Origin of the sequence: Streptomyces sp. HmicA12, assembly GCF_000373565.1 — a bacterium.
Classification (GTDB): Bacteria; Actinomycetota; Actinomycetes; order Streptomycetales; family Streptomycetaceae; genus Streptomyces.
Map to the genome: position 1 here is coordinate 25,352 of NZ_KB891800.1, position 23,906 is coordinate 49,257.

At 71.3% G+C, this 23,906-nt stretch carries 23 protein-coding genes and 1 tRNA gene; 6 read left to right on the forward strand and 18 right to left on the reverse strand.

The genetic code is table 11. From position 1 onward, the window contains the following. Positions 1–3 precede the first annotated feature (3 nt). From B072_RS0108340 to B072_RS0108360, 5 genes are all read right to left on the reverse strand, one after another. Positions 4–77: transfer RNA gene (locus B072_RS0108340), tRNA-Met, on the reverse strand. 48 nt (positions 78–125) lie between these two features. Further along, positions 126–1,367, reverse strand: a complete 1,242-nt coding sequence (locus B072_RS0108345) for an alginate lyase family protein (protein ID WP_051127127.1) — start codon at positions 1,365–1,367, stop codon at positions 126–128. 117 nt (positions 1,368–1,484) lie between these two features. After that, complete coding sequence (locus tag B072_RS0108350; RefSeq protein ID WP_018529489.1) at positions 1,485–1,940, reverse strand: tellurite resistance TerB family protein; 456 nt, start codon at positions 1,938–1,940, stop codon at positions 1,485–1,487. Between the two features lie 735 nt (positions 1,941–2,675). Next, on the reverse strand, positions 2,676–3,239 hold the full coding sequence (locus B072_RS0108355) for an NADPH-dependent FMN reductase (protein WP_018529490.1): 564 nt from the start codon (positions 3,237–3,239) through the stop codon (positions 2,676–2,678). Positions 3,240–3,353: 114 nt separating this feature from the next. After that, on the reverse strand, positions 3,354–5,474 hold the full coding sequence (locus B072_RS0108360; protein ID WP_018529491.1) for an ATP-binding protein: 2,121 nt from the start codon (positions 5,472–5,474) through the stop codon (positions 3,354–3,356). A gap of 245 nt (positions 5,475–5,719) precedes the next feature. Between B072_RS0108360 and B072_RS0108365 the strand changes: the two genes are divergently transcribed. Beyond that, the gene (locus tag B072_RS0108365) at positions 5,720–5,971 is read left to right on the forward strand and encodes a hypothetical protein (protein ID WP_018529492.1); all 252 of its coding nucleotides are present in this window, start codon (positions 5,720–5,722) and stop codon (positions 5,969–5,971) included. Positions 5,972–6,013: 42 nt separating this feature from the next. Here B072_RS0108365 and B072_RS0108370 read toward each other — a convergent pair whose 3' ends face one another. The 4 genes from B072_RS0108370 to B072_RS0108385 all read right to left on the reverse strand — a co-directional run bounded on the left by B072_RS0108370 (position 6,014) and on the right by B072_RS0108385 (position 10,855). Then, positions 6,014–7,831, reverse strand: coding sequence for an alkyl/aryl-sulfatase (locus B072_RS0108370; protein WP_018529493.1), 1,818 nt, complete (start codon positions 7,829–7,831; stop codon positions 6,014–6,016). 109 nt (positions 7,832–7,940) lie between these two features. Then, complete coding sequence (locus B072_RS0108375) at positions 7,941–9,695, reverse strand: SulP family inorganic anion transporter (protein ID WP_018529494.1); 1,755 nt, start codon at positions 9,693–9,695, stop codon at positions 7,941–7,943. Positions 9,696–9,867: 172 nt separating this feature from the next. Then, on the reverse strand, positions 9,868–10,416 hold the full coding sequence (locus tag B072_RS42810; RefSeq protein WP_018529495.1) for a GNAT family N-acetyltransferase: 549 nt from the start codon (positions 10,414–10,416) through the stop codon (positions 9,868–9,870). 133 nt (positions 10,417–10,549) lie between these two features. Beyond that, complete coding sequence (locus tag B072_RS0108385) at positions 10,550–10,855, reverse strand: antibiotic biosynthesis monooxygenase (protein ID WP_018529496.1); 306 nt, start codon at positions 10,853–10,855, stop codon at positions 10,550–10,552. A 245-nt stretch (positions 10,856–11,100) separates the two neighbouring features. Here B072_RS0108385 and B072_RS0108390 point away from each other — a divergent pair, with 245 nt between their 5' ends. Then, complete coding sequence (locus B072_RS0108390; protein WP_018529497.1) at positions 11,101–11,328, forward strand: hypothetical protein; 228 nt, start codon at positions 11,101–11,103, stop codon at positions 11,326–11,328. Positions 11,329–11,438: 110 nt separating this feature from the next. Here B072_RS0108390 and B072_RS0108395 read toward each other — a convergent pair whose 3' ends face one another. From B072_RS0108395 to B072_RS0108405, 3 genes are all read right to left on the reverse strand, one after another. Then, positions 11,439–11,846 carry a rodlin gene (locus tag B072_RS0108395; RefSeq protein ID WP_018529498.1) on the reverse strand — a complete coding sequence of 136 codons (408 nt, stop codon included), beginning with the start codon at positions 11,844–11,846 and terminating at the stop codon, positions 11,439–11,441. A 109-nt stretch (positions 11,847–11,955) separates the two neighbouring features. Further along, entirely contained in the window at positions 11,956–13,035 is a 1,080-nt protein-coding gene (locus B072_RS0108400; RefSeq protein ID WP_018529499.1) for an LCP family protein, read from the reverse strand. 427 nt (positions 13,036–13,462) lie between these two features. Next, on the reverse strand, positions 13,463–13,873 hold the full coding sequence (locus tag B072_RS0108405) for a rodlin (RefSeq protein ID WP_018529500.1): 411 nt from the start codon (positions 13,871–13,873) through the stop codon (positions 13,463–13,465). Positions 13,874–14,162: 289 nt separating this feature from the next. Between B072_RS0108405 and B072_RS0108410 the strand changes: the two genes are divergently transcribed. The 3 genes from B072_RS0108410 (at position 14,163) to B072_RS49760 (ending at position 15,972) form a co-directional block, all read left to right on the forward strand. Further along, on the forward strand, positions 14,163–14,573 hold the full coding sequence (locus B072_RS0108410; RefSeq protein WP_026245583.1) for a rodlin: 411 nt from the start codon (positions 14,163–14,165) through the stop codon (positions 14,571–14,573). Positions 14,574–14,818: 245 nt separating this feature from the next. After that, on the forward strand, positions 14,819–15,052 hold the full coding sequence (locus tag B072_RS0108415; protein ID WP_018529502.1) for a chaplin: 234 nt from the start codon (positions 14,819–14,821) through the stop codon (positions 15,050–15,052). Between the two features lie 89 nt (positions 15,053–15,141). Beyond that, entirely contained in the window at positions 15,142–15,972 is an 831-nt protein-coding gene (locus B072_RS49760; protein ID WP_018529503.1) for a chaplin family protein, read from the forward strand. Between the two features lie 168 nt (positions 15,973–16,140). Here B072_RS49760 and B072_RS0108425 read toward each other — a convergent pair whose 3' ends face one another. Both B072_RS0108425 and B072_RS0108430 read right to left on the reverse strand, forming a co-directional pair. After that, positions 16,141–17,424: an FAD-dependent oxidoreductase gene (locus tag B072_RS0108425; RefSeq protein WP_018529504.1), complete on the reverse strand. Its 1,284-nt coding sequence runs from the start codon at positions 17,422–17,424 to the stop codon at positions 16,141–16,143. Further along, positions 17,424–18,698 carry a hypothetical protein gene (locus B072_RS0108430; RefSeq protein WP_018529505.1) on the reverse strand — a complete coding sequence of 425 codons (1,275 nt, stop codon included), beginning with the start codon at positions 18,696–18,698 and terminating at the stop codon, positions 17,424–17,426. The genes B072_RS0108425 and B072_RS0108430 overlap by 1 nt, the downstream gene beginning before the upstream one ends. A 131-nt stretch (positions 18,699–18,829) precedes the next feature. On the opposite strand from B072_RS0108430, the gene B072_RS0108435 reads away from it, so the two are divergent. Next, positions 18,830–20,206, forward strand: coding sequence for a glycoside hydrolase family 26 protein (locus tag B072_RS0108435; RefSeq protein ID WP_018529506.1), 1,377 nt, complete (start codon positions 18,830–18,832; stop codon positions 20,204–20,206). Between the two features lie 37 nt (positions 20,207–20,243). Here B072_RS0108435 and B072_RS0108440 read toward each other — a convergent pair whose 3' ends face one another. The 4 genes from B072_RS0108440 to B072_RS0108455 are packed head-to-tail and all read right to left on the reverse strand — an operon-like array spanning position 20,244 to position 23,858. Continuing rightward, positions 20,244–21,368 carry a GNAT family N-acetyltransferase gene (locus B072_RS0108440; RefSeq protein WP_018529507.1) on the reverse strand — a complete coding sequence of 375 codons (1,125 nt, stop codon included), beginning with the start codon at positions 21,366–21,368 and terminating at the stop codon, positions 20,244–20,246. Continuing rightward, the gene (locus tag B072_RS0108445) at positions 21,368–22,030 is read right to left on the reverse strand and encodes a hypothetical protein (protein ID WP_018529508.1); all 663 of its coding nucleotides are present in this window, start codon (positions 22,028–22,030) and stop codon (positions 21,368–21,370) included. The genes B072_RS0108440 and B072_RS0108445 overlap by 1 nt, the downstream gene beginning before the upstream one ends. Beyond that, complete coding sequence (locus tag B072_RS0108450; protein WP_018529509.1) at positions 22,030–23,160, reverse strand: glycosyltransferase; 1,131 nt, start codon at positions 23,158–23,160, stop codon at positions 22,030–22,032. Before B072_RS0108450 ends, B072_RS0108445 begins: the two co-directional genes overlap by 1 nt. Further along, entirely contained in the window at positions 23,157–23,858 is a 702-nt protein-coding gene (locus B072_RS0108455; protein WP_018529510.1) for a polysaccharide deacetylase family protein, read from the reverse strand. Before B072_RS0108455 ends, B072_RS0108450 begins: the two co-directional genes overlap by 4 nt. Positions 23,859–23,906 lie beyond the last annotated feature (48 nt).

Below are 23,906 nucleotides of genomic sequence, written 5' to 3' on the forward strand. Positions count from 1 at the left end.
CAGTAGCGGGGACAGGATTTGAACCTGCGACCTCTGGGTTATGAGCCCAGCGAGCTACCGAGCTGCTCCACCCCGCGTCGGTGAACCTGACTCTACGCCATCGGGGGGACGGAACGCGAATCGGTTCACGCGGACCACGCGTGGGTCAGGGTTTCCCAGGCCACGAACAGGTCGTCGGTCCCCTCGGGGCGCTCCTCGCGGGTCAGCTTCTCGGTCTGCGGAAGATCCATCTTCAGCCGGCCCTGGAGGTGGCTGAGCCCGACCTCGGTGTCGGGTCCCATGTCCCGCTGCACCTTCCCGCCGCACAGCCAGGACGGGGGCTTCTCCCCCAGCTGGTACCTGGAGTGGAACTCGAGGGCCGCCGCGAGCCGGTCCTTCACCTCGCCGTACAGGTCGACGCCCTGGTGCCAGGCGGTCTCGGCGATGTGCGCGGCGGCGGCCAGCGAGTAGCTGGCGTGCTTGAAGTTGCGGCAGGTCTCCTGGGCGAGGCCGTCCTTGAAGGTGGACTGCCCGAACCAGTACGTGCGCAGCTTCGCCGGGGTGTTGATGTCGCTGCCCTCCGGCGTCACCGGCAGCGGCCCGTCGGAGGAGAGGTAGAAGTACGCGGGGACGCGGGTGCGGAAGTGGTGGGCGGCCTTGTCGAAGGCCGCGTGGTCGTTGAGGTAGACCGCCATGTTCATGGTGGCGTCCGCCATGACGAGGTCCCAGTTGCCGTTGAAGTCGGCGGATCCGGGCCGCACCACGGGCAGGTACACCTCGCGCAGCATCCGCTGGAACTTCAGCTCCTCGCCGTCCGGCCAGCCGTCGTACGTGTACTGCATCAGCTCGGCGGCCTTCGCCCAGGAGGTGCCGGCCCAGGCGGTCTGGAGGCCCGCGTTGCCCTCGGTGTGCCGCTTCACCTTGTCCGACCATGCGTCCATGATCTGCACGGCCTTGGTGGCGTGGGCCCTGTCGCCGGTGATGTTCCAGAGCAGGGCCTGGGTGTACGCGGCGATGGCGTCCTCGCGCTCCTCGACGCAGCCCTGTCCGGGGCGGGTGTCGGGCGGGCACTCGACGGTCGCGTACGCCTTGGGCGTGTAGTCCGCCGCCGCGTACTTGCTGGTGCTCATCGCCTTGTACGCCGACAGCCACGGCTCCTGCTTGCGGGCGACGTGGTCGCGGGCGGCGGCCAGCTGGGCCTTGCTGACCAGCGCACCGGGGTGGGTGAAGGGCTGGTCGGGGGAGCGGGTCGCCGGGGCCGCGGCGGCGCCGGCGTCGGAGACGTCCGAGGAGCCGCAGGCCGTGCCGCTCAGGGTCAGAAGAGGGAGCAGAGCCCCCAGAAGAACGCGTCGCACCCACAGGGGTCGTGGGGAACTCGCCGCTGCCATGCCCTACCTCCGCCTCCGGTTCGGTCACTGGCAGCCTGACCCCTGTGGGCGACCGGCGCAGGATCTGTTGCGCCGGTCGGGAGCGAGCGCGCCCTCCAGGGCGAACTACAGGGCGAACTACAGGTCGAACTCGTGCGGGGCGAGGCCGAGCATCTGGCAGGCCTCGCGGACGGCGGCCCGCTCGGTGGCGTCGAAGTCTCCGTCGGCGCCGCCGATGACGATGCCGATCTGGATCACGGCGCGCGCCTCGTTCTCCTTCTTCTTCGCCTTGGCGATCTCCTGGAGGACACCGACCTTGCCGAAGTCGAAGTCCGCGGTCAGCTTGTTCAGGTTGTCGTCGAAGCGGCGCTGGAGGTCGTCCGCCGGGAAGTTCTGCAGCACCTCGTTGGAGGTGATCAGCTGCGCGACGCGGCGCCGCTCCGAGGGGTCGATCGTGCCGTCGGCCGCGGCGACCAGGGCGCACATCGCCATGGAGGCGTCGCGGAAGGCGCCGGACTTCAGGTCGTTCTTCTTCGCCACCAGCTGCGTCTGCATCGTCGACGCGGATTCCTTGATGCGGTCCCACAGGGCCACGGGTGTGCTCCGTCCTTCGTGCCGGCCAGTTATTTCTACAACAGCGTAGAAACTAGCGGAGAGGCCCGGAAGTTCCGCCGGAACGCAGGAACAGCACCCCCGCCATGAGTGCGGCACCGCCCCGCGCCGCCCACCCGCGCGCCCGCAGATCCGCCCCCGGTACCCCAAGTGCCGCCGCCCCGGCCGTACTTGACGCTCCGCCGGCCCCCAGCACACCCCGCGCCGCGTCCCCCCGTGCGCCGTGCGACACCTCCAGAGCCCGTCGTACGTGGGGCAACCCGGCCCGCGCCTCGCCGCGCGCGCCCCGGCATGTCGGGCGGAGCGTTCCGTGCCGCGCAGGTACGTCTTGTCGTCCGCGAACGCCTGGCACCCGGCGAGCCCGCCCGCCCGCGCCGACCGCGCCGCCGGTCACGGCCCTCGCGCGGCGCCGGGTGAGGGACCTGTCTCGGTGGCTTCCCGTCATGAACACGGACCGTAGGGACGGGGACCGTCAGGGACGTGGGCGTGACCTGTGACGCGTCCGAGAATGATGAGAACCGTCCTGAGCGCAATATTGTTGACACTGAGTCATGTGCCGATCGCTCCCGACCGGTCCCGACAAGTCGCGCCGAGGGGGCATACCAAGGGCACCAGGGGTACCCGGCGGCCAAGTGGGGGCACGGCCTAGGACGTGCCACAGCCCAGGTGCCCCGGTTCGGAAGAGAGCCGGCGGCACCGCCCCCGCGCGTGCCCTGTTCAGCCCCGGCGCATCGGTGCCAGCGCCTCGGTCAGGGTGATCACCTCGGTGAGCAGTTGGCGCAGCGCGGCCTCGTGCCGTTCGGCGGGCGCGAACGTGGTGTACCGCTCGAAGTCGGTCTGCAGCGACAGGTGCAGCTGGGTGTGCACGGCCGACAGCTGGACCGCCCCGGCGATGTGCCGCAGGTGGTCGACGGCGCGGGCCCCGCCGACGTTGCTGCCGTAGCCGATGAAGCCGGCGGCCTTGTTGTTCCACTCGTTGTAGACGAAGTCGATGGCGTTCTTCAGCGCGGCGGGGATCGACCGGTTGTACTCGGGCGTGACGAAGACGAACCCGTCCAGCGCGTCGATCCTGGCCGCCCAGGCGCGGGTGTGCTCGTGCTCGTAGTCCCCCATGCGCGGCGAGCGCGGCTCGTCGAACAGCGGCAGCGCGTACTCGGCTATGTCGACGAGCTCGACGCTCACGTCCGCCCGTTCCCTGGCCGCCTTCTCGACCCACTCCCCGATCTGCGGCCCGACGCGGCCGGGTCGGGTGCTGCCGAGGATGATGCCGATCGTGGTCATGCGGGTCTCCCGGGTACGGGTCGCGGTGGGTCAGGTGATCCACAGGGTGCCCCGGCGGGTCCGGCCTCCGTGGCCGATCGCGTGATGCGGTACCGGCGACGGGCCGCCCCTCCTTCACACGCCGCCGCTCAGCGCGTACGCGATGCCGTCCGCCAGGCAAAGGCCCCTGCCCCGCAGGAAGTTCGTCTCGTACGCCGCGTCGCCCAGGTCCCGCCGCGCCTGTCGTTCGCACGCCTGGCGGGGCATCACGAACTCGGGGAGGCCCGACCGCGGGCGCCCGACGGTCTCCCACAGGCGCTGGCCGACGCCGAGCAGCCGGGCCGCCTCCGCGGGCCGGCCGGTGGCGCACAGGCCCGAGGCGAGCAGGTCGACGGTCCGGGCGAGGCCGTGCCGGTCGTGGAAGACGAACTTGCCGCGCAGCGCCGAGCGGGCGTGCCCGACCGACTCGCCGGAGCGGCCCCGGGCGAGCGCCACCACGGCCCGCAGCAGCTCGGCGGAGGAGAGCAGCCACCGCTCCCCGTAATCGGCGCACGCCCGGTACGCGGCCTCGCTGAGCCGCGCGGCGGCCTCCAGCTCGCCGAGCTGGATCAGGACGAGGGTGCGGGCACCCCAGATCAGCAGGCGGCCCGCCGTGTGGGCCGTGGGCTGCCCCGCGTCGTGCTCCTCGGCGTACGGCGCGGCGTCGAAGACCGCGGCGGCCTTGGCCGGTTCGCCGTCCAGCAGCAGGGCCACGCCGTCGAGGAAGGCCAGCGCGTTCAGCATCGCCGGGGTGCCGACGGCCTCGGCGTCCGCGCGGAAGGTGCGGGCCAGCGCGGCCACCGTGGCGCCGTCGCCCTGCTGCACGGCCACCGCGCCACAGGCCCACACGGCCGGGCTGCGGCTGGGCCCGGCGGTCGGGCAGCGCTCCAGGACGCGTTCCAGGTAGTGGCGTCCCTCGCGGGTGTGGCCGAAGGCGAACCAGAGGAACCACAGGGCGCCGCTCAGTTCGAGGGCGCTGTGTCCCTCGCCCTCGGTGGACAGGCAGATGTCCGGCGCGGCCCGGAAGTCGGCGTGCTCGGCGACCGTGCGCGCGTACCGGGCCACCTGGTCGGGGCTCATCCAGCGCGCGTCGGCCGCCCGGGCCAGGGCCAGACAGCGGTCCCGGTGCCTGCGGCGCAGCCCGTCGGTCTCCCCGAGCTCGGCGAGCCAGCCCGCCCCGTACTCCCGGACGGTGTCGAGGAACCCCCAGCGCTCCGCTCCCCCTGCCGCCGGCTCCCGCCTGACCAGGGACTTCGCCACCAGCCCCGCGAGCACGGCCGGGACGTCCTCGGCCCGCAGCGGTCCCCCGGCGCAGATCTCGCGCGCGGCGGCCAGGTCGAAGCTGCCGGGGAAGACCGACAGGCGGGCCCACAGGAGTCGTTCCAGCGGGGTGCACAGCTCGTGGCTCCAGCCGATGGTGGTGCGCAGGGCGCGGTGCCGGAAGTCTCCGGTGAGCGGGTCGGCGGCGGAGGCAGCGGCGGCGGTCAGCAGCTCGAACCGGTCCCGCAGCCGCTGGTGCAGCGTGTCCAGGGGAAGCCGGGCGAGGTGGGCCGCGGCGAGTTCGACGGCGAGCGGGATGCCGTCGAGGCGGCGGCAGACGTCGACGACGGTCTCCCGGTCGCCCTCCGCCACGGTGAACCCCGGCACGGCTGCGGCGGCCCGCTGCGCGAACAGGGCCGTGGCGTCCTGAGCATCCCGGGTACCGCGGGCGCCCAGAACCGGCAGCGGGGCGACCGTGACGACGCGTTCGCCGAAGAGGCCGATCGGCTGGCGGCTGGTCGCGAGGACGCTCAGACCGGGGGCCGCCGCCAGCAGCGACTCGACGACGGGCCCGCAGACGTCCAGGACGTGTTCGCAGGTGTCGAGGAGGAGCAACAGCCGCTTGTCCGCCAGCCGTTCGGCCAGTACCTCCAGCGCGGGCCGCGTCGACCGGTCCTCGATCCGCAGCGTCTCCAGGATGCCGAGCGGCAGCAACTCGCCCCGGTGCAGCGGCGCGAGCTCCACCAGCCACACCCCGTCCGGGTAGCGGGACCGCAGCTCGTGGGCGGCGCGCAGCGCGAGCCGGGTCTTGCCGACCCCGCCCACCCCGGTCAGGGTCACCAGGCGCGCGTCCCCCAACAGGGCGCACACCTCGATCAGTTCGGCCTCCCGTCCGACGAAGCTCGTCGTCTCGCGCGGCAGCCGACCCGCCTCCCGGTCCCCTCCGATGACGCCCACCCCGGCCCCTCGCCTCGACTCGTGGAGCGGGCGGCACGGCTCTGCCGCCGTGCACTCGGGTCCGCTCCCCTCACCAGGGCTTCAGAAGCTGTGCGCGGGTCGGATGCGCCCGCGGACGAACAATCACGAGCGGGTGCGCCGCGGATACGCCGGGCCGTATCCGCCCGGCTCGGGGAGTCCTACATTGGAGGGGCGGCCCCGGTCCCCGGCAGCGCTTCGACCACTCCGACGTGAGGGGGCCGGTCGTGTTCGCCCTGCTTCTTCTTCTGGCTGTCGCCCTGATCGGTCTCGGATTCCTCAACGCCCTGTGGTGGGTGGCGGCCATCGTCGTCATCTTCGGCGCTTTCCGCTACGGACGCACCGGGGGCGTCTACGACCCCGAGTACCGGGCCTACCGCGACCAGCGGGACCGCCGCGCCCGCTGGGACCGCCGCTACGCCAGGGAGCGTGAGGGCCGGCGCCGCCGCGAGGTCCGGCGGTGGGACCGCGATCGGTGAGCCGCCCGCCGGCCCCGCCCCCGGAGGCCGGCGGACCGGTCGTCAGGGCGTGACGACCGGGAAGGCCTTGTCGGGTTCGGTGACGTGGGAGAAGAGGGTGGCCAGCACCTTCGGGTCGCCGTCCGTGGTCACGCCGTCGAGGCCCTTTCCGGCGAGTACGCCCAGGAGTTGGGGCTTCGTGAGCGTGAGCGTCAGCTGTGCGGGGGTCCTGGCCGCGGCCGTCGCGCGGTGGGTGAGGGCGCCGTTGTGCAGGGTGAGACGGTGCCGGGTGTTCTCGTCGGTGAGGACGAGGTCGACGGTCAGGTCCTCGTCCCAGGCGCGCGGGCCGTCGATCCGCGCGGCGACGGAGTCCAGGAGCATGTCCGTGGTGAGGGCCATCGCCATCTCGGGGTTGGTGGTGTCGATGACGATGGGGTTCACGCCCTGGCGCAGTTCCATCGCGGAGGTCAGGTAGAAGTTGCGCCAGGTCCCGTTCTCGGCCCCGTGGCCGAGCTTCTCGTAGACCTGCGCGAGGAGTTCCTTCGCGTCCGTGCGGGACGGCTCGGCGAAGACGATGTGGTTGAGGAGCGTGGCCGCGAAACGCAGGTCGCCGTCGTCGACGTACGTACGCGCCTTGGTCAGGGCCTCGTCGGCGCCGCCCGCCAACTCCACGTAGCGCTGCGCGAGTTGGACCGGGGGGTGCTCCCACAGATGGGCGATGTTGCCGTCGAACCAGCCGAGGTAGCGCTGGTAGATCGCCTTGACGTTGTGGGAGAGGGAGCCGTAGTAGCCGCGCGCGTGCCAGGAGTTCTCCAGGGCGGGCGGCAGCTGGATCTCCTCGGCGATCTCCGGGGCGGTCAGGCCGTTGTTCAGCATCCGCAGCGTCTGGTCGTGCATGTACGCGTACAGGTCCCGCTGGGTGGCGAGGAACGCGACGACGTTGTCGTGGCCCCAGGTCGGCCAGTGGTGGGAGGCGAACGCGACGTCGTAGGCGCCGTCGAAGTACTCGATGGCCTCGTCGAGGTACCGGGACCAGACGCGGGCGTCGCGGACCACGGCGCCGCGCAGGGTCAGGATGTTGTGCATGTTGTGCGTGGCGTTCTCGGCCAGGCACAGGGCCCGCTTCTCCGGGAAGAGGAAGTTCATCTCGGCGGGCGCCTCGGTGCCCGGGGTGAGCTGGAAGACGATGCGGACGCCGTCGATCGTCTCCTCCTGGCCGGTGTGCGTGATGTCCAGGGTCGGCGGGACGAGGCTGATCGTGCCGTTCGAGGTCGTCATGCCGAGGCCCGCGCTGATCTGGCCCTCGGGCGACTTCGGCAGCCGGTCGCCGTACATGAAGATCGCGCGGCGGGTCATGGCGTTGCCCGCGTACACGTTCTCGCTGACCGCGTGCTCCAGGAAGCCGGCCGGGGCGAGGATCGGCACGTCCTGCTCGGTGCCGCGGGGCAGGACGCCGCGGGAGCCGCCGAAGTGGTCGCCGTGGGAGTGCGTGTAGATGAGGCCGGTGACCTGGCGGTCGCCGCGGTGCCGCCGGTACAGGGCCAGGCCCGCGGCGGCCGTCTCCACGCTCAGCAGCGGGTCGACGACGATGACGCCGCGCTCGCCCTCGACGAGCGTCATGTTCGACAGGTCCAGGCCGCGGATCTGGTAGACGCCCTCGGTGACCTCGTACAGGCCCTGGCGGGCGCAGAGCTGGCCCTGGCGCCACAGGCTGGGGTGCGCGGTGTCGGGGCAGTCGCCCTGGAGGAAGTCGTAGGCGTCGTTGTCGTAGACCACCTGCCCGTCGGCGCCCCTCACGACCGCGGGCACGAGGGCGTCGATGAAGCCCCGGTCGGCGTTCTCGAAGTCGGTGGTGTCGTCGAAGGGGAGGGCGGCGGTCATCTGGCGCTCCGTTTCACGGGTCGGTCGGTTCGGATCCGGCCGACGCGGCGGCGCCGGTCCGTCCCAGCATCGGGCGGCTCGGAGGTGATCGCACGTCGGGCGGGGACGGTCAGGGAAGCTCGGGGCGGCTCCTCGTACCGAGGTCGGTGTCGGCGGTGTCCGCGGCCCGCTCGTGCTCCGTGATCCAGGCGCGGCCCTCGGCGACGGCCCGCTCCACCGGCGCGAAGATCTCGGGCTGCGCCGGTACGACACCGCCCTCGCCGAGCCGTTCGGCCAGGCCCGAGACCTCCAGGAGGCGGGCCAGCGGCGGCTGCACCCCGGCCAGGACCAGCCGCCCGCCCTCGTCGGACAGCGACCGGGCGTACCGGTCGAGGGACTTGATCACCGCCGACGACGGCACATCGGGCAGCGTGCGCACCACCAGGACCAGCACGGCGTCACGGGCCCCGTGGACGTCGGGCAGTTCGGCCTCCACGCGCGGCAGCTCGGCGAAGAGCGAGGTGCCCGCGTAGTCGAGGACGGTGACCTCGCCGGGCGGCAGGCGGCGCGGCGGGTCGCCGGTGCGCCAGTGGCCGCCGCCCGTCTCCCGGTGCAGGGCGACGAGCCGGGTCTGCCGCGCCGCCTGCACACAGAACAGCAGCAGCGAAAGGACGGCCCCGATGACGATGGCCTGTTGGAGCGGCAGCTGGGTGGTCGCCAGGAACGTGACCACCATCGCCGCCGACGACAGCCACGACGTGCGCAGCACGAGCCGGATGTCGTGCCGCTTGCCCCAGATCAGCTCGCCGCCGACCACCAGGATCAGGCCGCCGATGACCGGCATGGGGATCCGCTCGGCGAGCGAGCCGCACACCAGGACCACCAGCGCGAGGAACACACCGGAGATCACCCCGGCCCAGCGCGTGCGCGCACCCGCGCTGACCGCGACACCGGTACGCGACAGCGAGCCGCCGCTGGGCAGCGCCTGGAACAGCCCGCCCAGCGCGTTCGCGTACCCCTGGGAACGGAAGTCGCCGTTGACGTCGGAGCGGGAGCCGTCCGGGTTCGGCATGGACGGCGCGATGCCCGCGGCCTGCGCGAGCGCGACGAGCGCCACCGAGAACGCCCCGGCAAGCAGCGCCGGCACGGCCCCGGGGTCGGGCGCGGAGAAGGACGGCAGCGCGCCGGGGATGCGGGCGATGTCCCGCACGAGTTCTACGTCGACGGAGAGCGCGGCCACGCCGACGCTCGCGACGACCATGGCAAGGAGCAGGGCCACGGGTTCGAGCCGCCGGACGCACCGGGCGGCGGCCCACACCGCCACCGTCACGCCGGCGACCGCGGTGGCCGCGCCCTTCCAGTCGCCCAAGTGGGCCAGCCAGTCGCCGAGTTGGTAGAGCTTGTTGTGTCCCTGCGGCTTGTAGCCGGTGGCGTCCTTCAGGACGCCCGTGATGATCTGCAGGGCGATGCCCGTGGAGAAGCCGGTCATCACCGCGTTCGACACGAAGCTCATCACCGCGCCGAGCCGCAGTACGCCCATCAGCAGCATCACGACGCCGACCATCAGGGTCAGCGTCGCGACATTGCCCGCGTCCTTCGGATCGAGTCCGGCGTCGCTCAGCACGCTCTGCGAGGTCAGGGCGATGGCACTGGTCAGCGTCGTGACCATGAGGACCGTGCGGGAGGTCAGCGAGCCGACGATCGCGGGCACGACACCCGCGTACAGACCGGCCACCGGGTTGAACCCGGCGATCGCCGCGTACGCCATCCCCTCCGGAATGGAGAACAGGCCCGTCACGGCACCCGCCGCGACGTCCGCCTTCCGGGGCCGCCCGAGCCGGCCGCGCGCCTTCGACACGAGCGCGCGCCCCGGTACCGCCGCCATCCGTCACGCCCCCCTTCACAGAACGGGCGGCCGTCGGGCCGCTCGCTCCATGCAATGCGGGGCGGGTACGGGCAGCGACTATTGCTGCGCCGAACGGGTGACGTGACGTGGGGCGAGAGCCGAGTCCCTCACGTCGGAGTGACGACGGGGTCCTCTCGCCGCGGCGTAGGGCTCACCGGACAGGCCCGCGGGCCCACACCTCCCGGCCGCGGACCTCCGCGACCGGACCCGTGACGGGCAGTTCCTTCCAGCCCCATGCCCGGAGCAGCTCGCGGATCCCGGCCGAGCACCTCCTCTCGTCCACACCGGCCACCACCAGGTCCTGGGAATGCCGGGAGAGCAGGAGGTCGCCGAGACGGGTCGCGACACCGCTGCGACGGTGCTCGGGCAGCACCATCAGCTCGGTGAGCGCGAACACCCTTCCGGACGCGGTGAGTTCCTCCGTCTGCGACGTCACCTCGACGGGGAAATCGGCCCACCACGCCCCGTCGCGCTCCAGCCGGAACCCGTAGGCGCAGCCGACGAGATCGGGCGCGTCGGCGACGGTCATGTCGAAACCGTCGTGGCGCACGTGCTGCTCGAACCGGCGCAGAAATCCGATCCGGTCCCGGTACTCGGCCCCGGCGGCGCCGTGGTACGCCGAGACGTACACGTCGGCGAACGCCTCACGCTGCTGCTCGGCCTGCCACCGGGTGAGTCGGCGCAGATACACCTCGGCCATCCGGACTCCCTTCGCGGTCCCCTCACGGTCGCTCGGGCGCGGCCCGACTCGGCGGTTCCGAAGACCCGCGCGGATGCCGGAGTGCGAACTGCCCTCGGTGCCTCAACGGTACTCCTGCGGGCGGGTTCAGGCCCTAGGACCTGACTTGGGGTTCCGCGAGAAGGTCGTCCGTCACCTCGCACCGGACGGCGGGGAAGGACTCACTGATCGCCTCGCGCATCATGGCCACCCCTTCGGGGTCGACGTCCGGGCTCGCCTCGCGCGTGGCGGCGTCGGGCCAACGCGCGTACGCCACCCAGGTACCGTCGTCCGCTCGGTGCAGGCGTGATCCGTAGCTGCCGCAGTGCGCGCGAATCGCGAGGGTCACCCGGTGCCAACCGGCCGCGAACTGCTCCTCCTTGCCCTCGTGCAACCGCCACCGGTAGATCACAGCGAACATGACACGCCCCTCCTTGGGCTCGGACGCTCCGCGCCGAGCACGTCGTGGGACGACGATGAACCCTCAAGTCCGCTTGAGGTCAAGCGAGTGAGAGCGATGAGGGGCGGCCGGCCCCTTAGACCTGTCGAGTGGGTGCTCCGGGGCTCCCGTATCTGCCCTGCGTTCCGCGCCGTTGTAGAGGCATGAAGTCAACTCGACGAGCCATTACCGCGGTCCTGCTTGCCGTCGGAGCCACCGCGATCGCCATGCCGACGGCAGGAGCCGCTCCGATTCCGCTGGCCGGTGAGGGGAGCGAGCCGATCTCTCCGACCTCGACGCTCGACTCGGTCTCGACCATGGCGATCCCGGCCGATCACCGCGCCGACATGCCCACCACCGCTTCGCAGCTCTCCGGCCTCAACCGGCTGAACGAGCTGCACCAGGTCACGGATCTGGTGGCGCCGGTCACCAACGTGGTGCCGTCGGTCCAGTAGTTCCAGGGTGCAGCGAGGGCGGTCGACCAGATGGTCGACCGCCCTCGCTGCACCCTGGAACCGGACACGACAGAGGGGCAGCCGCACCCCGCAACTGCCCCTCTGCTCCTTCAGTGGTTCTCGGCGCCGTTCGCCGAGAGAACCGGGATGTCCTCCAGGATGTGCGACAGCGGCTCGTCGCCCTTGGCCTGCGTCGAGTTCTCGACGCACTGCTGGTTCTGCGGGGCCGACAGGACGGGGATGTCCTGGACCGCGACCGGCACGACACCGACGAGGGAACCGGCGTTGACCTTGGCCGGCAGGCCGACACACGGCTTGTTCAGCGAGCCCTGCACGAGGCCGAGCTGCGGGCTCATGTCGCCGTGGGTCTCGGAGTTGCCGTACGCCTGCTCCGCGCCGTTGCCGCTGAGCGAGGTGGTACCGCCGTCGTCACCCGTGGCCAGCGCCTGGGGAGCGGCGATCGCCGACATACCGGCGACGGAGACAGCGATCGTTGCGGTTGCCCACAGCTTCTTCATGAGACTTCCCTTCATCGAGCGAACTCCGGATGCGAGTTCGCGTTTGTTCAACTGACCCGGGAATCGGGCGGTTGCGAACCAAGACCCGTTCGGACCAGTGCTGTTCAGGTCATTTGCAGGCCAGTTTGTCGCCATGCACGAACGTCTGGACGTTCAGGCGCGGCGGATCAAGCGGTTCGGTGTGCGACCCGGGTTCCGTCACGGGCCGGTCTTCCTGAATCCGCGAGAAAAGCTGCTCGGCTTTGCCTTGGTCCCAGCGCAGCGTCGAACCGACGTTCTCGATCAGCGGATTGAACCCGTCGATGGGAACCGTGCCGAACTCCGTCCTGGAAAGCGGGATCCGATTCAGATCGCGCGCCAGTGAAACGAGGTCGTTCACGGAGAAGCCCTGGTCGACCGAGGCCGAACCCAGCACCGTCCTCGCCAGCCCGGCGGCCTTCGACGGATCGGAGAGGGCCGTGCGCATTCCGGCACCCCGCAATGCGTTGACCAGGAAACGCTGTTGCCTCTGGACGCGTCCCAGATCCGCGCTCGTGTCGACATGGCGCGACCGCACGTATTGCAGAGCGGGCCCTCCCGCCAGGTGGTGCCGCCCCGGGCCGAGATTCAGCTTCGTGGCGGAGTCCGACAGCCTGCGCGACGTGCACACCGTCACCCCGTCGACAGCATTGACGCTGTCCATGAACCGGCGGAAGTCGATCTGCAGGTAGTGATCGATACGCACACCGGTCATGGACTCGACCGTCTGCACGGCGAGCGTCGGTCCCCCCTCCGCGTACGCGGCGTTGATCTTGGCCGGGTGCCTTTCCCGTACGGTGCCGTCGCCGGCGTCGTGCTCGGGAATCTCCGCGTAGGAGTCCCGGGGCAGGCTCACCACGCTGACGCGGTCGTGCTGCTCCGAGAGGTGGACCAGCATCATGGTGTCGCTGCAGTTGCAGGCGACTCCGCCGGCGTGGAACTTCTCCTTCTCCGAGCGGGTGATGGTGTCGCGCCCGTCCGTTCCCATCAGGAGAATGTTGGTTCCGCTCCCGTCCGCGGGACGGGCACCGAGGCCGCCGAAGACATCGACCTGCTTCGGAAGCGAGTCCGCGGCCTGCCCGATGGCGACGCTCGAAAATGTCAGGAGCCCGAGGGCCAGCGCGCCGAGCGCGACCCCTCTGCGGCCGGCACGAAGAAAGACGTTCCTCATCAAGACACTCCACTGCGGAGGGGTAAGTGCATGACGAGAGTAGGCACATAAGCTTTTATTCCCCGGCGGCCCGCGCCATGGCGGGGAAAAGTAACTCTTCTGCCTCACAAGAGGATTGGCCTCAACTGCCCGGGCGGTATGGAGAACGCAATCAACCGCTAGACAGCAAGAGGCAACGACATGGGAGCCAATCCAGAGCGCTGGCGCCGACAGGCGTTGATTCCGAGCAGCAGGACATCCCCCGACACTCCGTCCTCGTCACCCATTTACTCGTCCCTCGTGGACGAATGGCGTGCGACGGGACGGATGCTTCCTGACCAGTTCGACGCCGAGTGGAGTGACACGGCCTCCCGCGACTGCTGGCCCAGCGACGAATAACGAAAATTGGGCCGCCCCACAGGGCGGCCCAATCATGCTGTGCGGTCCGTCAGTGGTTGCCGGCTCCGTTGCCCGACAGCACCGGGATGTCGTCCAGCACGTGCGACAGCGGCTCGTCACCCTTGGCCTGGGTCGAGTTCTCGACGCACTGCTGGTTCTGCGGGGCCGACAGGACGGGGATGTCCTGGACGGAGACCGGCACGACACCGACGAGCGAGCCGAGGTTGGCCTTGGCCGGCAGGCCGACACAGGGCTTGTTCAGCGAGCCCTGGATGAGCGCCATCTGCGGGCTCATGTTGCCGTACGTGGCGGAGTTGCCGTACGCCTGCTCCGCGTTGTTGCCGCTCTCGGAGGTCGTACCGCCGTCGTTGCCGACCGCCAGGGCCTGCGGAGCCGCCGCCGCCGCAATACCGACCAGGGACGCGGTGACAGCCGCGGCAGCCACAGCCTTCTTCATCATGGGAGGTTCCCCTTCATTGGTTTCCTGAGAACACCCGGATCAACTGCGTTTCGCCGGATCGGTTGTCCTGGTTCACCCGGACGGGGATCGCCGATGCCGCTCTTCCATCACGCCGATTCGACGTGTTCGACCGGCGATGGAGGTAAATAAATGACAATCGCACGGGCGCGTGCACATGGCGAGCTCGGTGGCCGGATGGCCAAACGAGTGAACCTGCAGAACTATGCCGCCGCTCAGGGAGTTGATTCATTCGCAGTAACCGGTGTCTGATCAGAAAAGGAACGCAACAATGCTGAAGAAGGCTATGGCTGCAGCTGCAGTCGCCGTGTCCGTCGTCGGTGTCTCGGCCGCGGCCGCTCCGCAGGCACTCGCCCTCGGCGACGACGGTGGTACCACCTCGCTCAGCGGCAACGGCGCGAAGCAGGCCTTCGGCAACTCCGAGACCCACGGCGACATGAGCCCGCAGCTCGGCCTGGTCCAGGGTTCGCTGAACAAGCCCTGCATCGGCCTCCCGGTCAAGGGCAACGCCGGCTCCCTCGTCGGTCTCGTGCCGGTCTCGGTCCAGGACATCCCCGTCCTGTCGGCCCCGCAGAACCAGCAGTGCACCGAGAACTCGACCCAGGCCAAGGGCGACGAGCCGCTGTCGCACATCCTGAGCGACATCCCGGTTCTCTCCGCCAACGGCGTGCAGAACGGCTGATCAGCCGCAACAGACAACTCGGGTCGCTTGCCTTTCCACGGGCAGGCGGCCCGATTGTTTTCCCCGCGCACATGCGACCCCAGGAATCCCTGCGGGAATCCGGGTGAACCTGGTCGCTGTACCTGACGACACAGTTTCTTTCCTTTGCCCTGGGTCGTTTTGATTTCGGAGCGGCCGACGGCCGGCGGCTGACGCCCTTTCGGTCCCTCCCCCCTCGATCATCCCTTTCAACAAAGGAGAGAAATATGTCCCTGAAGAAGAGCGCCGCGATCATGGCCGGTGCGATCATGGCCCTCGGCATGGCGGCCCCCGCGTTCGCCGACTCCGGCGCCGAGGCCGTGGCGGCCGGCTCCCCGGGCGTGCTGTCCGGGAACGTTCTGCAGGTTCCCGTCCACGTGCCGGTCAACTTCTGCGGCAACAGCATCAACGCCATCGCGCTGCTGAACCCGACCTTCGGCAACTCCTGCGCCAACTTCTGATTCAGACAGCGCAGTTCGTCTCCCGGCCGACCCTGGACGCCTACGGGCTCCAGGGTCGGCTTCGAGTTTCAACCATGAAGGGAAACGCTGTGAGGCAAGCGCTGAGGATCGGTGCGGTAGCGGCCGCGGCGGCGACGGGCTTCCTGTCCATGTCCGGATCCAGTGCCTCCGCCATGACCGGCGACCAGGACCAGCCGAGCGGATCGGCGGGCCTGCTGGCGGGCAACTCGGTCGCCGTCCCGGTGTCGGCTCCGGTGAACCTCTGCGGCAACACGATCGACGTGCTGTCGGTGGCCAACTCCGCCGCGGGCAACGGCTGCGCAAGCGAGTCGGCGGCCACCGCCGCGGCCGCCGCGGCCAGTTCGAGCCCGGACGACGGGTACGGCTACGCCGGGGAAGCGCCCGCGGAGCAGTCCGGCGAGACGGGGTCCGGCGGACTGCTGTCGGGGAACTCGGTGCAGGCCCCCGCGGGCATCGGGCTGAATCTGTGCGGTGACACCGTCGACGCGGTGGGCGCGGCCAACCCCGCGACAGGCAACTCGTGCGCGAGCACCGGGAACGCGCACGCGGGCCCCGCCACTGACGAGACCGAGTCGGGTCCGGAGGCGGAGAACACTCCGACGGCACCACAGACGACACCGACGACGCCGACGACGCCGACGACGCCGACCGACAGGGCGGTCCCGGCACCGACGAGCAGGGCTGTGCCGGCTCCGAGCCAGGCTGTTCCCCGTCCGGCCGGTCGACCGGCGGTGCGTCCCGCGCCGGGAGCTCCCGCGGCTCTTCAGGTGCCGCAGGCGTACGAGCGACTCGCCGACACCGGTGCCGACCAGAACCTCCTGGCAGCGGCGGCCACCGCCGCGGGGCTGCTCGTGGGCGGCGGGGTCCTGTACCGCAGGGCAGGTGCCGCGAGGCGCTGAAGCCGGGTCGGGAAGAGCCACGCAAACGCTCTTCCCGACCCACAGAGGATGCCGCCGTAGAGGCTGCCTCCCCAACGGCGTGGAGCCGACGGCTGGGAGGAAGGCAGCACGGCCATTCTCATGACAGCTGCCAGTGGACCACCGAGGAGTCGGTCCCGGAGCGCCTCTTCACCCATTCGCTCGCGATGTCACCCCAATGGGGCCCTCCGGTGCGGGCTGCCTCCCCGGAGGGACCGCGGGGCCGCCCCGCCAGGGCTGCCGCGTCAGATGGCGCTCGACCCCGCCGACCAGAGCCGGGGCCGTGTAGGAAGCTCCCTGGACGAAGCGCATGGCCGGTCCGAAGTCGGCGGCCGTCACCAGGCCCGCGAGGAAGAGGCCCGGGTAGGAGGACCGGAAGTCCCGCCCCACCCGGGGTGTCTCTCCCGCGGACCGGGCGAGCACGCTCCTCAGCCGTGGTGTCAGTACGGACATCCGGGCGCAGCTCGCCTCGAATCCCGTGGCCGCGATGACGTGATCGGTCTCGAAGTCCTCCGCCGCGCCCGACGAACCGACGGTGCGCAGCCGGACCCGCCCCGCCGACTGCCGCGCCTCCACGACCGTCCGCCCCATGCGGATGTCGATGGCCCCGGCCGCCACGCGGTCCCTGATCCACCAGGCACCGGCGGGCCCCAGCGCCGTCTGTGTGACGGCGGCGCGGGTCCGCTCGGGCAGCCTCCTGAACGCCCCCGGCCGCTCCGCGTAGAACCAGTTGCGCCAGCCGCAGCCGAGACCGCTGTGGGGAGCGCGCAGACGCTGCCACCAGGGGCGCTTCCACGGCGGGGGCACGCTGTTCCAGACCAGTTCGGGTGCGCGCGCGACGATGCGTACCCGCGCCTGGAGTTCGGCGAGCAGCGCCGCGGTCTCCAGGGCCGCCTGCCCCGCTCCCACGACCGTGACGTCCGCTCCCCGGAACCTGTCCAGGTCGCTGTGCCGGCTGCTGTGCGTGACGTGCTCCTCGGTCAGCGCGCGGAGCGCCTCCGGGATGTGCAGGTACGGAAGCACGCCGGTGGCCAGGGCCACCGACCTGCTGCGGAGCACCTGGCCGTCCTCGGTCTCGAGCGTGAATCCGACGGGTGCCGCGTCGATGCGGGTGATCATCCGCTCGTCCGGCTCGGGCACCGCGTGCTGGGCGAACCACAGCCCGTACGACGCGAACGTGTCGACGGGGATGGGGTGTCCGTGCTCGGCGGGCACGCCGCGGTGGGCGCAGTACTGGTCGAGTCGGAACCGCCGCCCGGGGGCGGAGAGGTTGGAGGCCCAGGGTTCCGACTTGAGGAACATGCCGCGCGGCATGTGGTTCCGCCAGGAGTCCATCGGCCTTCCGAAGACCCGCGTATCGAGTCCTCGCGCCGCGGCGTGCGCGGCGATGGACAGGCCGTAGGGGCCGGCTCCCACGATCACCAGGTCGTGCATCAGCAGTTCGCCTCTCGTGCGGCAGGGGTCTGGGCGGCGACAGGGGGTTCGAAGGGGGCGGGCAGGCGGCGGGCCGCCGGCCGGGCCCGGCCGCCCAGCCGGCGAGCCGCGTGCTGGGACCATTCGGTGGCCAGGTTCCAGGCGGGCGAGCGGTCGTCGGGGGCGTGCCAGGCGAATTCCCTTGCGGCGGGGCCGCGTTGGGACGGCAGGGCGGACGTCAGCAGGGCCTTGAGCGCGGACAGGGGCGCGTAGTTCTCCACGACGAAGGTCCGTCCCGGCAGCGCGTGTCCGGGGGGAAGCGGCTGGTGTGTCAGGTCGAGGTACTGCGCGCGTACGACGTCGAGGCCGTTGCCGTCCGCGAACAGCCTGAACTGGGCGCCCGGCCGGGGGTTGAAGTCCAGCAGGCAGTACCGGCCCGTCTCCGCGTCCACCCGGAAGTCGATGTCGAAGATGCCCCGGTAGCCCAGGGACGCGACGAGCTGCTCGACCATGGACTGGAGTTCCGGGACCGGCGACCAGCGGCCCACGGCGGTCAGTCCCGCGCCGCGCGGCCATGCCTGGCGCTTGCTCCCGGCTCCGCCGCCGTGCAGCCGGCCGCTCCGGTCGACGTACCCGTGGAAGAACCAGTCCCTTCCCCGTCCGGCGGGCAGGTACTTCTGGAGCAGGAGTTCGCTGTCGGCGCGCAGCCCCTTCGCGTAGAGGCTCCTCGCCTCCTCCGGGGAGCCGACCAGACAGGTGCTGCGCAGGCCCGACCCCTGCGCGAGGTGCCACGGCCGGCTCCATTTCGCCACGGCGGGGAGTCCCAGGTCCGCGACCGCTGCGTACGCCTCCTGCTCGCTCTTCGGCAGCACGACCTCGGGATGCCCGATGCCCGCCGCCCGGCAGAGGTCCGGCAGCCGGGCCTTGTCCGCGACATGCTCGGCGAGGTGTTCCGGCTGCTCCGGCAGGAGGAACATCCCGGCCAGCGCCTCACGCATCCGGCTCACCGCGACGGCTCCGGCGTCGTCCATGGGGATCAGTACCGCCGGACGGGCGAGTTGTGCCGCGATCCGGCGCAGGGCGACGCCGATCTCGCCCGGTGACGAGCCGGGGCTCGGCGGCACGTGCATCCGGTGGACGTAGCGCGAACGGGCCACCGGGCTGCCGTCCTCCACCGCTGCGACGTGGACCTCCACGCCGCAGCGGCCGAGGGATCTGATCGCCCCCAGCGTTCCGTGGTGAAAGGGGTTGTGGTCGATCCGCAGCAGCAGGACCGGGACACCTGGGTCGAGCATGTGTCGATTCCTTCCAGGAATTAACCCATGAGAGTGAGGGAGGGCAGCCATCGGCTGGTCCACGATTGGCGCCATACGCATTCATATGACTGAGTGTCAGGAACGGAGTGAGTGCGGCACGAGGAGCAGGTATGGCTGAGGAACGCCGATGGACGAAGCGCAGACGACCTCCGCTGATCGCGGCGGGTGTCCTGATCTCACTGGTGGTCGCGTCAGGATCCGTGTCCATCGAGCGTGCGGACGCCCACCCGGGCAACGTGCCGTCCGCTCCCACGAGCCCCATTCCGTGGTGGCCGACCGAGTCGGCCGATCCGACCCAGACGGCCGCGGTGGTCCAGCCCGCCGACGCGACACCGCCGGCCGATCCGACACCGCCTGCCGCGACGAGCCCCGAGCCCTCCGCGTCGCCGAGCACTCCTGCGGCCCCCGACCCGACTCCGACTCCCGACCCGACCACGAGTCCCGACGCGAGCGACGAGCCCGGGAAGACGGACAGGTTCCCGGCCTTCGGTGCCTATCTGGACTACGGGCCGCGCGGCGTGACCCGGATGACGAAGCTGTCGAAATGGCTCGGCGGGGCCGACCTGCGCGTCGGGCACACCTACCTGCCCGGCGACCAGTGGAGCGGCATCGAGGGCTCGGCGTCGTTCCTCGACGACTGGGCCGAGTGGCGCCGGGAGCGCGACGACCGGCTCTTCGTACTCAACGTGCCCATGCTGGAGCGCAACGAGGAAGGGGTGCCGGACACGGAGGTGCGGTCGCTGCTGCGGCAGGGCGCGGCCGGTGACTTCGACCAGCACTTCCGGACCCTCGCCGAGCGCCTGGTCGACCTGGAGGTGCCGGACACCGTCGTGGTGCTCGGGTGGGAGATGAACGGCGTCACCTACACGCACCGCTGCGGCCCGGACCCCGAGTCGTGGAAGAAGTACTGGAACCGCATCGTCACGGTGATGCGTTCCGTGCCGGGACAGAAGTTCCGCTTCGACTTCACCCCCAGCCGGGGCCGGGACGCCGTGCCGTGGACGGACTGCTACCCCGGTGACGACGTCGTCGACATCGTCGGCATGGACTCGTACGACCAGCCGGAGGGCAAGTCCTTCGACGAGCAGGTCTCCGAGCCCTACGGGCTGCAGGAGCAGGTCGACTTCGCGGCGAAGCACGGCAAGCCGATCTCCTACCCGGAGTGGGGGCTGTTCCGCAACGGCGACAACTCCGAGTACATGAAGCGCATGCTCGCCTGGATGGACCAGCACAAGCCGCTCTACAACACCCTGACGGACTACTGCCCGCACGGTGTGTGGCAGTGCGACGAGAACCCGAAGGCCTCGGAGATCTACCGGGCCGCGCTGACCGGACGCGACAAGCCGACGGAGCCGACCGAGCCCACGCAGCCGACCGAGCCGACGCAGCCCCCGCAGTGTTCCCCCGTCGACCTGGGCGACTGGGTCGAGCACTGGCTCGGCGGCAAGCTCTGCCTGCGGTTCGACTGGTGGGAGCGGCGTTCCTGAACCGGCGTGACTGTCGAGTGAGGTGGCGGCCCGGGCTCTAGGCCGGGTCGCCACCGCGCTCCTTCCAGGCACGTCGTGCCCGCTTGGCACAGGAGCGGGCGCGGATGTCGGCGAGCAGTGCGGCGAACTGGGGCGCGGACCCGGATCGCGCCAGGAGCAGCCGCTGGTTGACCAGTTGCTCGGGCCGCCAGTGCATCTTGTAGGGCTCCGTGCCGCGCAACAGGCTCAGCACCTCGGCCCGCGAGCCGTCCTGCAGATGCTCGGCGCACGACCGCAGCAGCATCGTGGCCACGTCGATCTTGCGCTCCCTCAGCTGCGGATGGGCACCGTAGAGATAACCGCCCGCGAGCCGCGGCGACACGAAGGTCAGGTCCGCCGCCACGACGGAACCGTCCAGCGTGAACTCCGTGACGACGGCGTCGCCCGTCTCCGCCATGAGGGAGACCGAGCGCGAGAGATGTTCGGCGAACCGCGGCTTCACGTGCTCGGTCGTCACCTTCCGCTCCTGCCACTGCAGTTGATGCAGTTCGAGCAGGCGGCGCACCGACGACCCGGCCTCGGCGGCGGGCACGACCCGGCGCTCGATGCCCACGGCGTCCAGCTTGCGCATCTTGGCCCGCGCCCGCTGCGCCCTGGGCCGCGGCAGCCGCTGCACCAGGTCGTCCATCGGCAGGGCGGGCAGTTCGAGGCACGCCGAGTCGTCGAAGCGGCGGCGCAGACCCGGCCAGCTGTCGTGGAGGGCCTCCGCAGCGCTGCCCGGCCGCACCTCACGGAGGTCGAGCACGGCGCCCCGGGCCAGCTTCCACAGGCCTTCGCCGAGGGCCTCGACGGAGCGACGGGCCGTCGAGGCGGACTCCTCGTCGACGAGGATGTCGCTGAAATCGGAGATGCCCGTCCCGAGCGGCGTCAGCGTCGGGAAGGGACGCAGCCGCCGCATCAGCGGGGCGGCCGCGACGAGCCGGCCCTCCTCGCGCACGAGGACGACGCGCAGGCTGCCCGAGCCGCCGTAGGAGATCCACCACGAATGCAGCCAGGCATGGCTCTGGAACGGTGTCGCGGTCGGGGACGCCCGGTGCAGGCGGTTCCACTCCTCGCGGAGCGCCCCGAACCCGGCCGTGTCCGTGCACACCGTGACGACCGGCCCGGACGCACCCCCTGTCATCAGGCGCCGCCCCGCATCCCGGCCGCGGCGGCGGGGGCCGGCACCGTCGGCGCGACCGTCTCGGCCTCACGGCGCGGGCGCAGCAGCAGGGCGAGGCCGCCCAGCAGTCCTCCGGCGCACGCCCCGACCAGGGTCGTCAGCGCGGCCGACGCCGAGGAGGGCTCCGTCGGCTTCACGGCCCGCGTGAAGCGCAGCAGCTCCACGTGGGTGTCGTCCTTGGTGTGGCCGGCGTTCTTGGTGAGCGCGCGGGCGACGGCGTCGGCCATCCTCGCGGCCCGGGCGGGCTCGGTGGCCGACGCCGAGATCGCGACCATCGGCGCGTCCGGCGACGTCTCCGCACGGACCTGCGACTTGAGGTCCTGAACCGATACGCCCGCCGAGTCCTGGGCGTCGCTCAGCACCGCCACCTGCGTGGCCACCCGGCTGTAGGCCTGGGCGAAGCCGAGCGCGGACATGGGGTCGGCCTTCTCCGTCGGCACGGCGATCACATAGCTCGTCGCCGTGTACTCAGGGGCGCTGACCAGCCCGTACGTGGCGCCGGCGAGCGTGCCGACCAGGAGCCCGAGGGGCAGCGGCCACCAGCGGGGCAGCCTCCTCGTCCGCGTACCGGGCCCGGCGAACCGCGGGCGGAACGTGTCTTTGTCCTGAGCAACTTCAGTCATCACGTCATCACTCCTGGCGTTGGTGCGCCCATGGCCGTCGCGTACACGTCTCGGTGCAGTACGGCGCTGCGGGCGATGCTGTAGTGGAGAGCCGCCTGCGTCGGTGGTCTGGCGCCCGTCGACTCTTCGCGGATCCTTCGGACTTCACGGACGAACGACGCAGGTTCACACGGGACACGGACGGCGTCGGCGGCCGTTCCCGCGGGCAGGTCGTCGACCGCGGGGCAGCTGACATAGAGGACGGGAAGCCCGCTGGCCTGCGCTTCGACCACGGCCAGGCCGAACGCCTCGTCGACGGAGGGGGAGGCGAGCGCGTCCATCGCGGACATCAGCGCGGGCAGGTCGGTCGCCGTCGCGGCGGTGTGCGGGCGCTCCCCCGCGAAGACGACCCGGTCGAGCACTCCGGAGCGGTGCGCCGCCCGCCGTAGGGACTCCTCCTGCGGCCCGGTACCGACGAGGAGCAGGCGCACGTCGCCGGGAAGGTCGCGCAGTGCGGCGATCAGTACGTCGAACCGCTTGCCGGCCACGAGGCGCCCGACGCCGCCGAGGACGAAGGCGTCGGCGGGCAGGCCGAGTTCGTGGCGCACCGCGGCGCGGGACGCGGGGTCGAAGGCGAAGCGGGGGACGTCGACACCGTTCGGGACGACGTGCACGCGGTGCGGTGCCACGCCCCACCGGCGCAGCCGCTCGGCCACCGCGGGGGACACGGCGACGGTCGACCGGCCCAGCCGCTCGCCCGCCAGATAGAGGGCGCGCACGCCCGAGGTGAGCGGACGGCCCTCGATCTGGGCGTCGCCCAGGGAGTGCTCCGTGGCCACGACGGCCCGCACGCCCGCGATCCGCGCCGCGACACGGCCGTACAGGCAGGCCCGGTAGAGATGGGTGTGGACGACGTCGTACCGCCCGTCGCGCACGAGCCGCACCAGACGCGGCAGGGCACGGGCGTCCCGGTTGCCCGCCATGCCGAGGTGGGCGACGCGCACTCCGTCCTGGCGCAGGCCCTCGGCGACCTGCCCCGGGTTGGTCAGGGTCACGACGTCGTGCGATCCCGGCAGGTGGCGTACGAGCAGGCGCAGTTGCTGTTCCGCTCCGCCTGCGCCCAGGCCGGTGATGACGTGGAGGACCTTCACCGCGCGCTCTCCCCGATCTGCCAGGCGCGTCTTCGGACGCGGTGGATGCGGCGCTTGAGCTCCAGCCGCCACGGGGCGTCCCGCTGGCCGACGAAGACCCGCGGCATGGCGTGCACGCCGGTCAGGGAACCCGGGGAGATGGCGCAGCCGTAGCGGTAGCCCGCTCGGCGGACGGCGTCCACGGTCGCCGGGTCCACACACCCGTACGGGTAGCAGAAGCCGTGCACCTCACCGCCGGTGAGCTCCTCGAGCTGCGCCTTGCTCCGCTGGATCTCGGCCCGGCGCTGCGCCTCGTCCACCCCGGTGAGGTCGACGTGCATGAGGCCGTGCGAACCGATCTCCATGCCGGCCGCCGCGGCCGCCCTGATCCCCTGCGCGGTGAGGAGCGACTTGCGCGGGCCCTGGACGTCCCAGTCGTTCTCCCCGCCGAGCCGGCCGGACAGGACGAAGACGGTGGCCGAGCACTCGTAGTGCCTGAGCAGCGGCACCGCGTTCTCGACGAAGTCTCCGTATCCGTCGTCGAAGGTCAGGCCGACCAGACCGCGCCCCGCTCCGCGGCTGCGCGCCGCGAGGAGCTCCGCGACGCTGACACCGCGCAGCCCGCGCGAGCGCAGCCAGCGAAGCTGCTGCTGGAGACGCTCCGGCGTGACGGTGACGTTGTACGGATCGTCGGTGCAGTCGTCGACCGAGTGGTACATCGCCACCCAGGGCGAACGTCCGGGCAGACGTTCCCTCGTTCTGCGGCC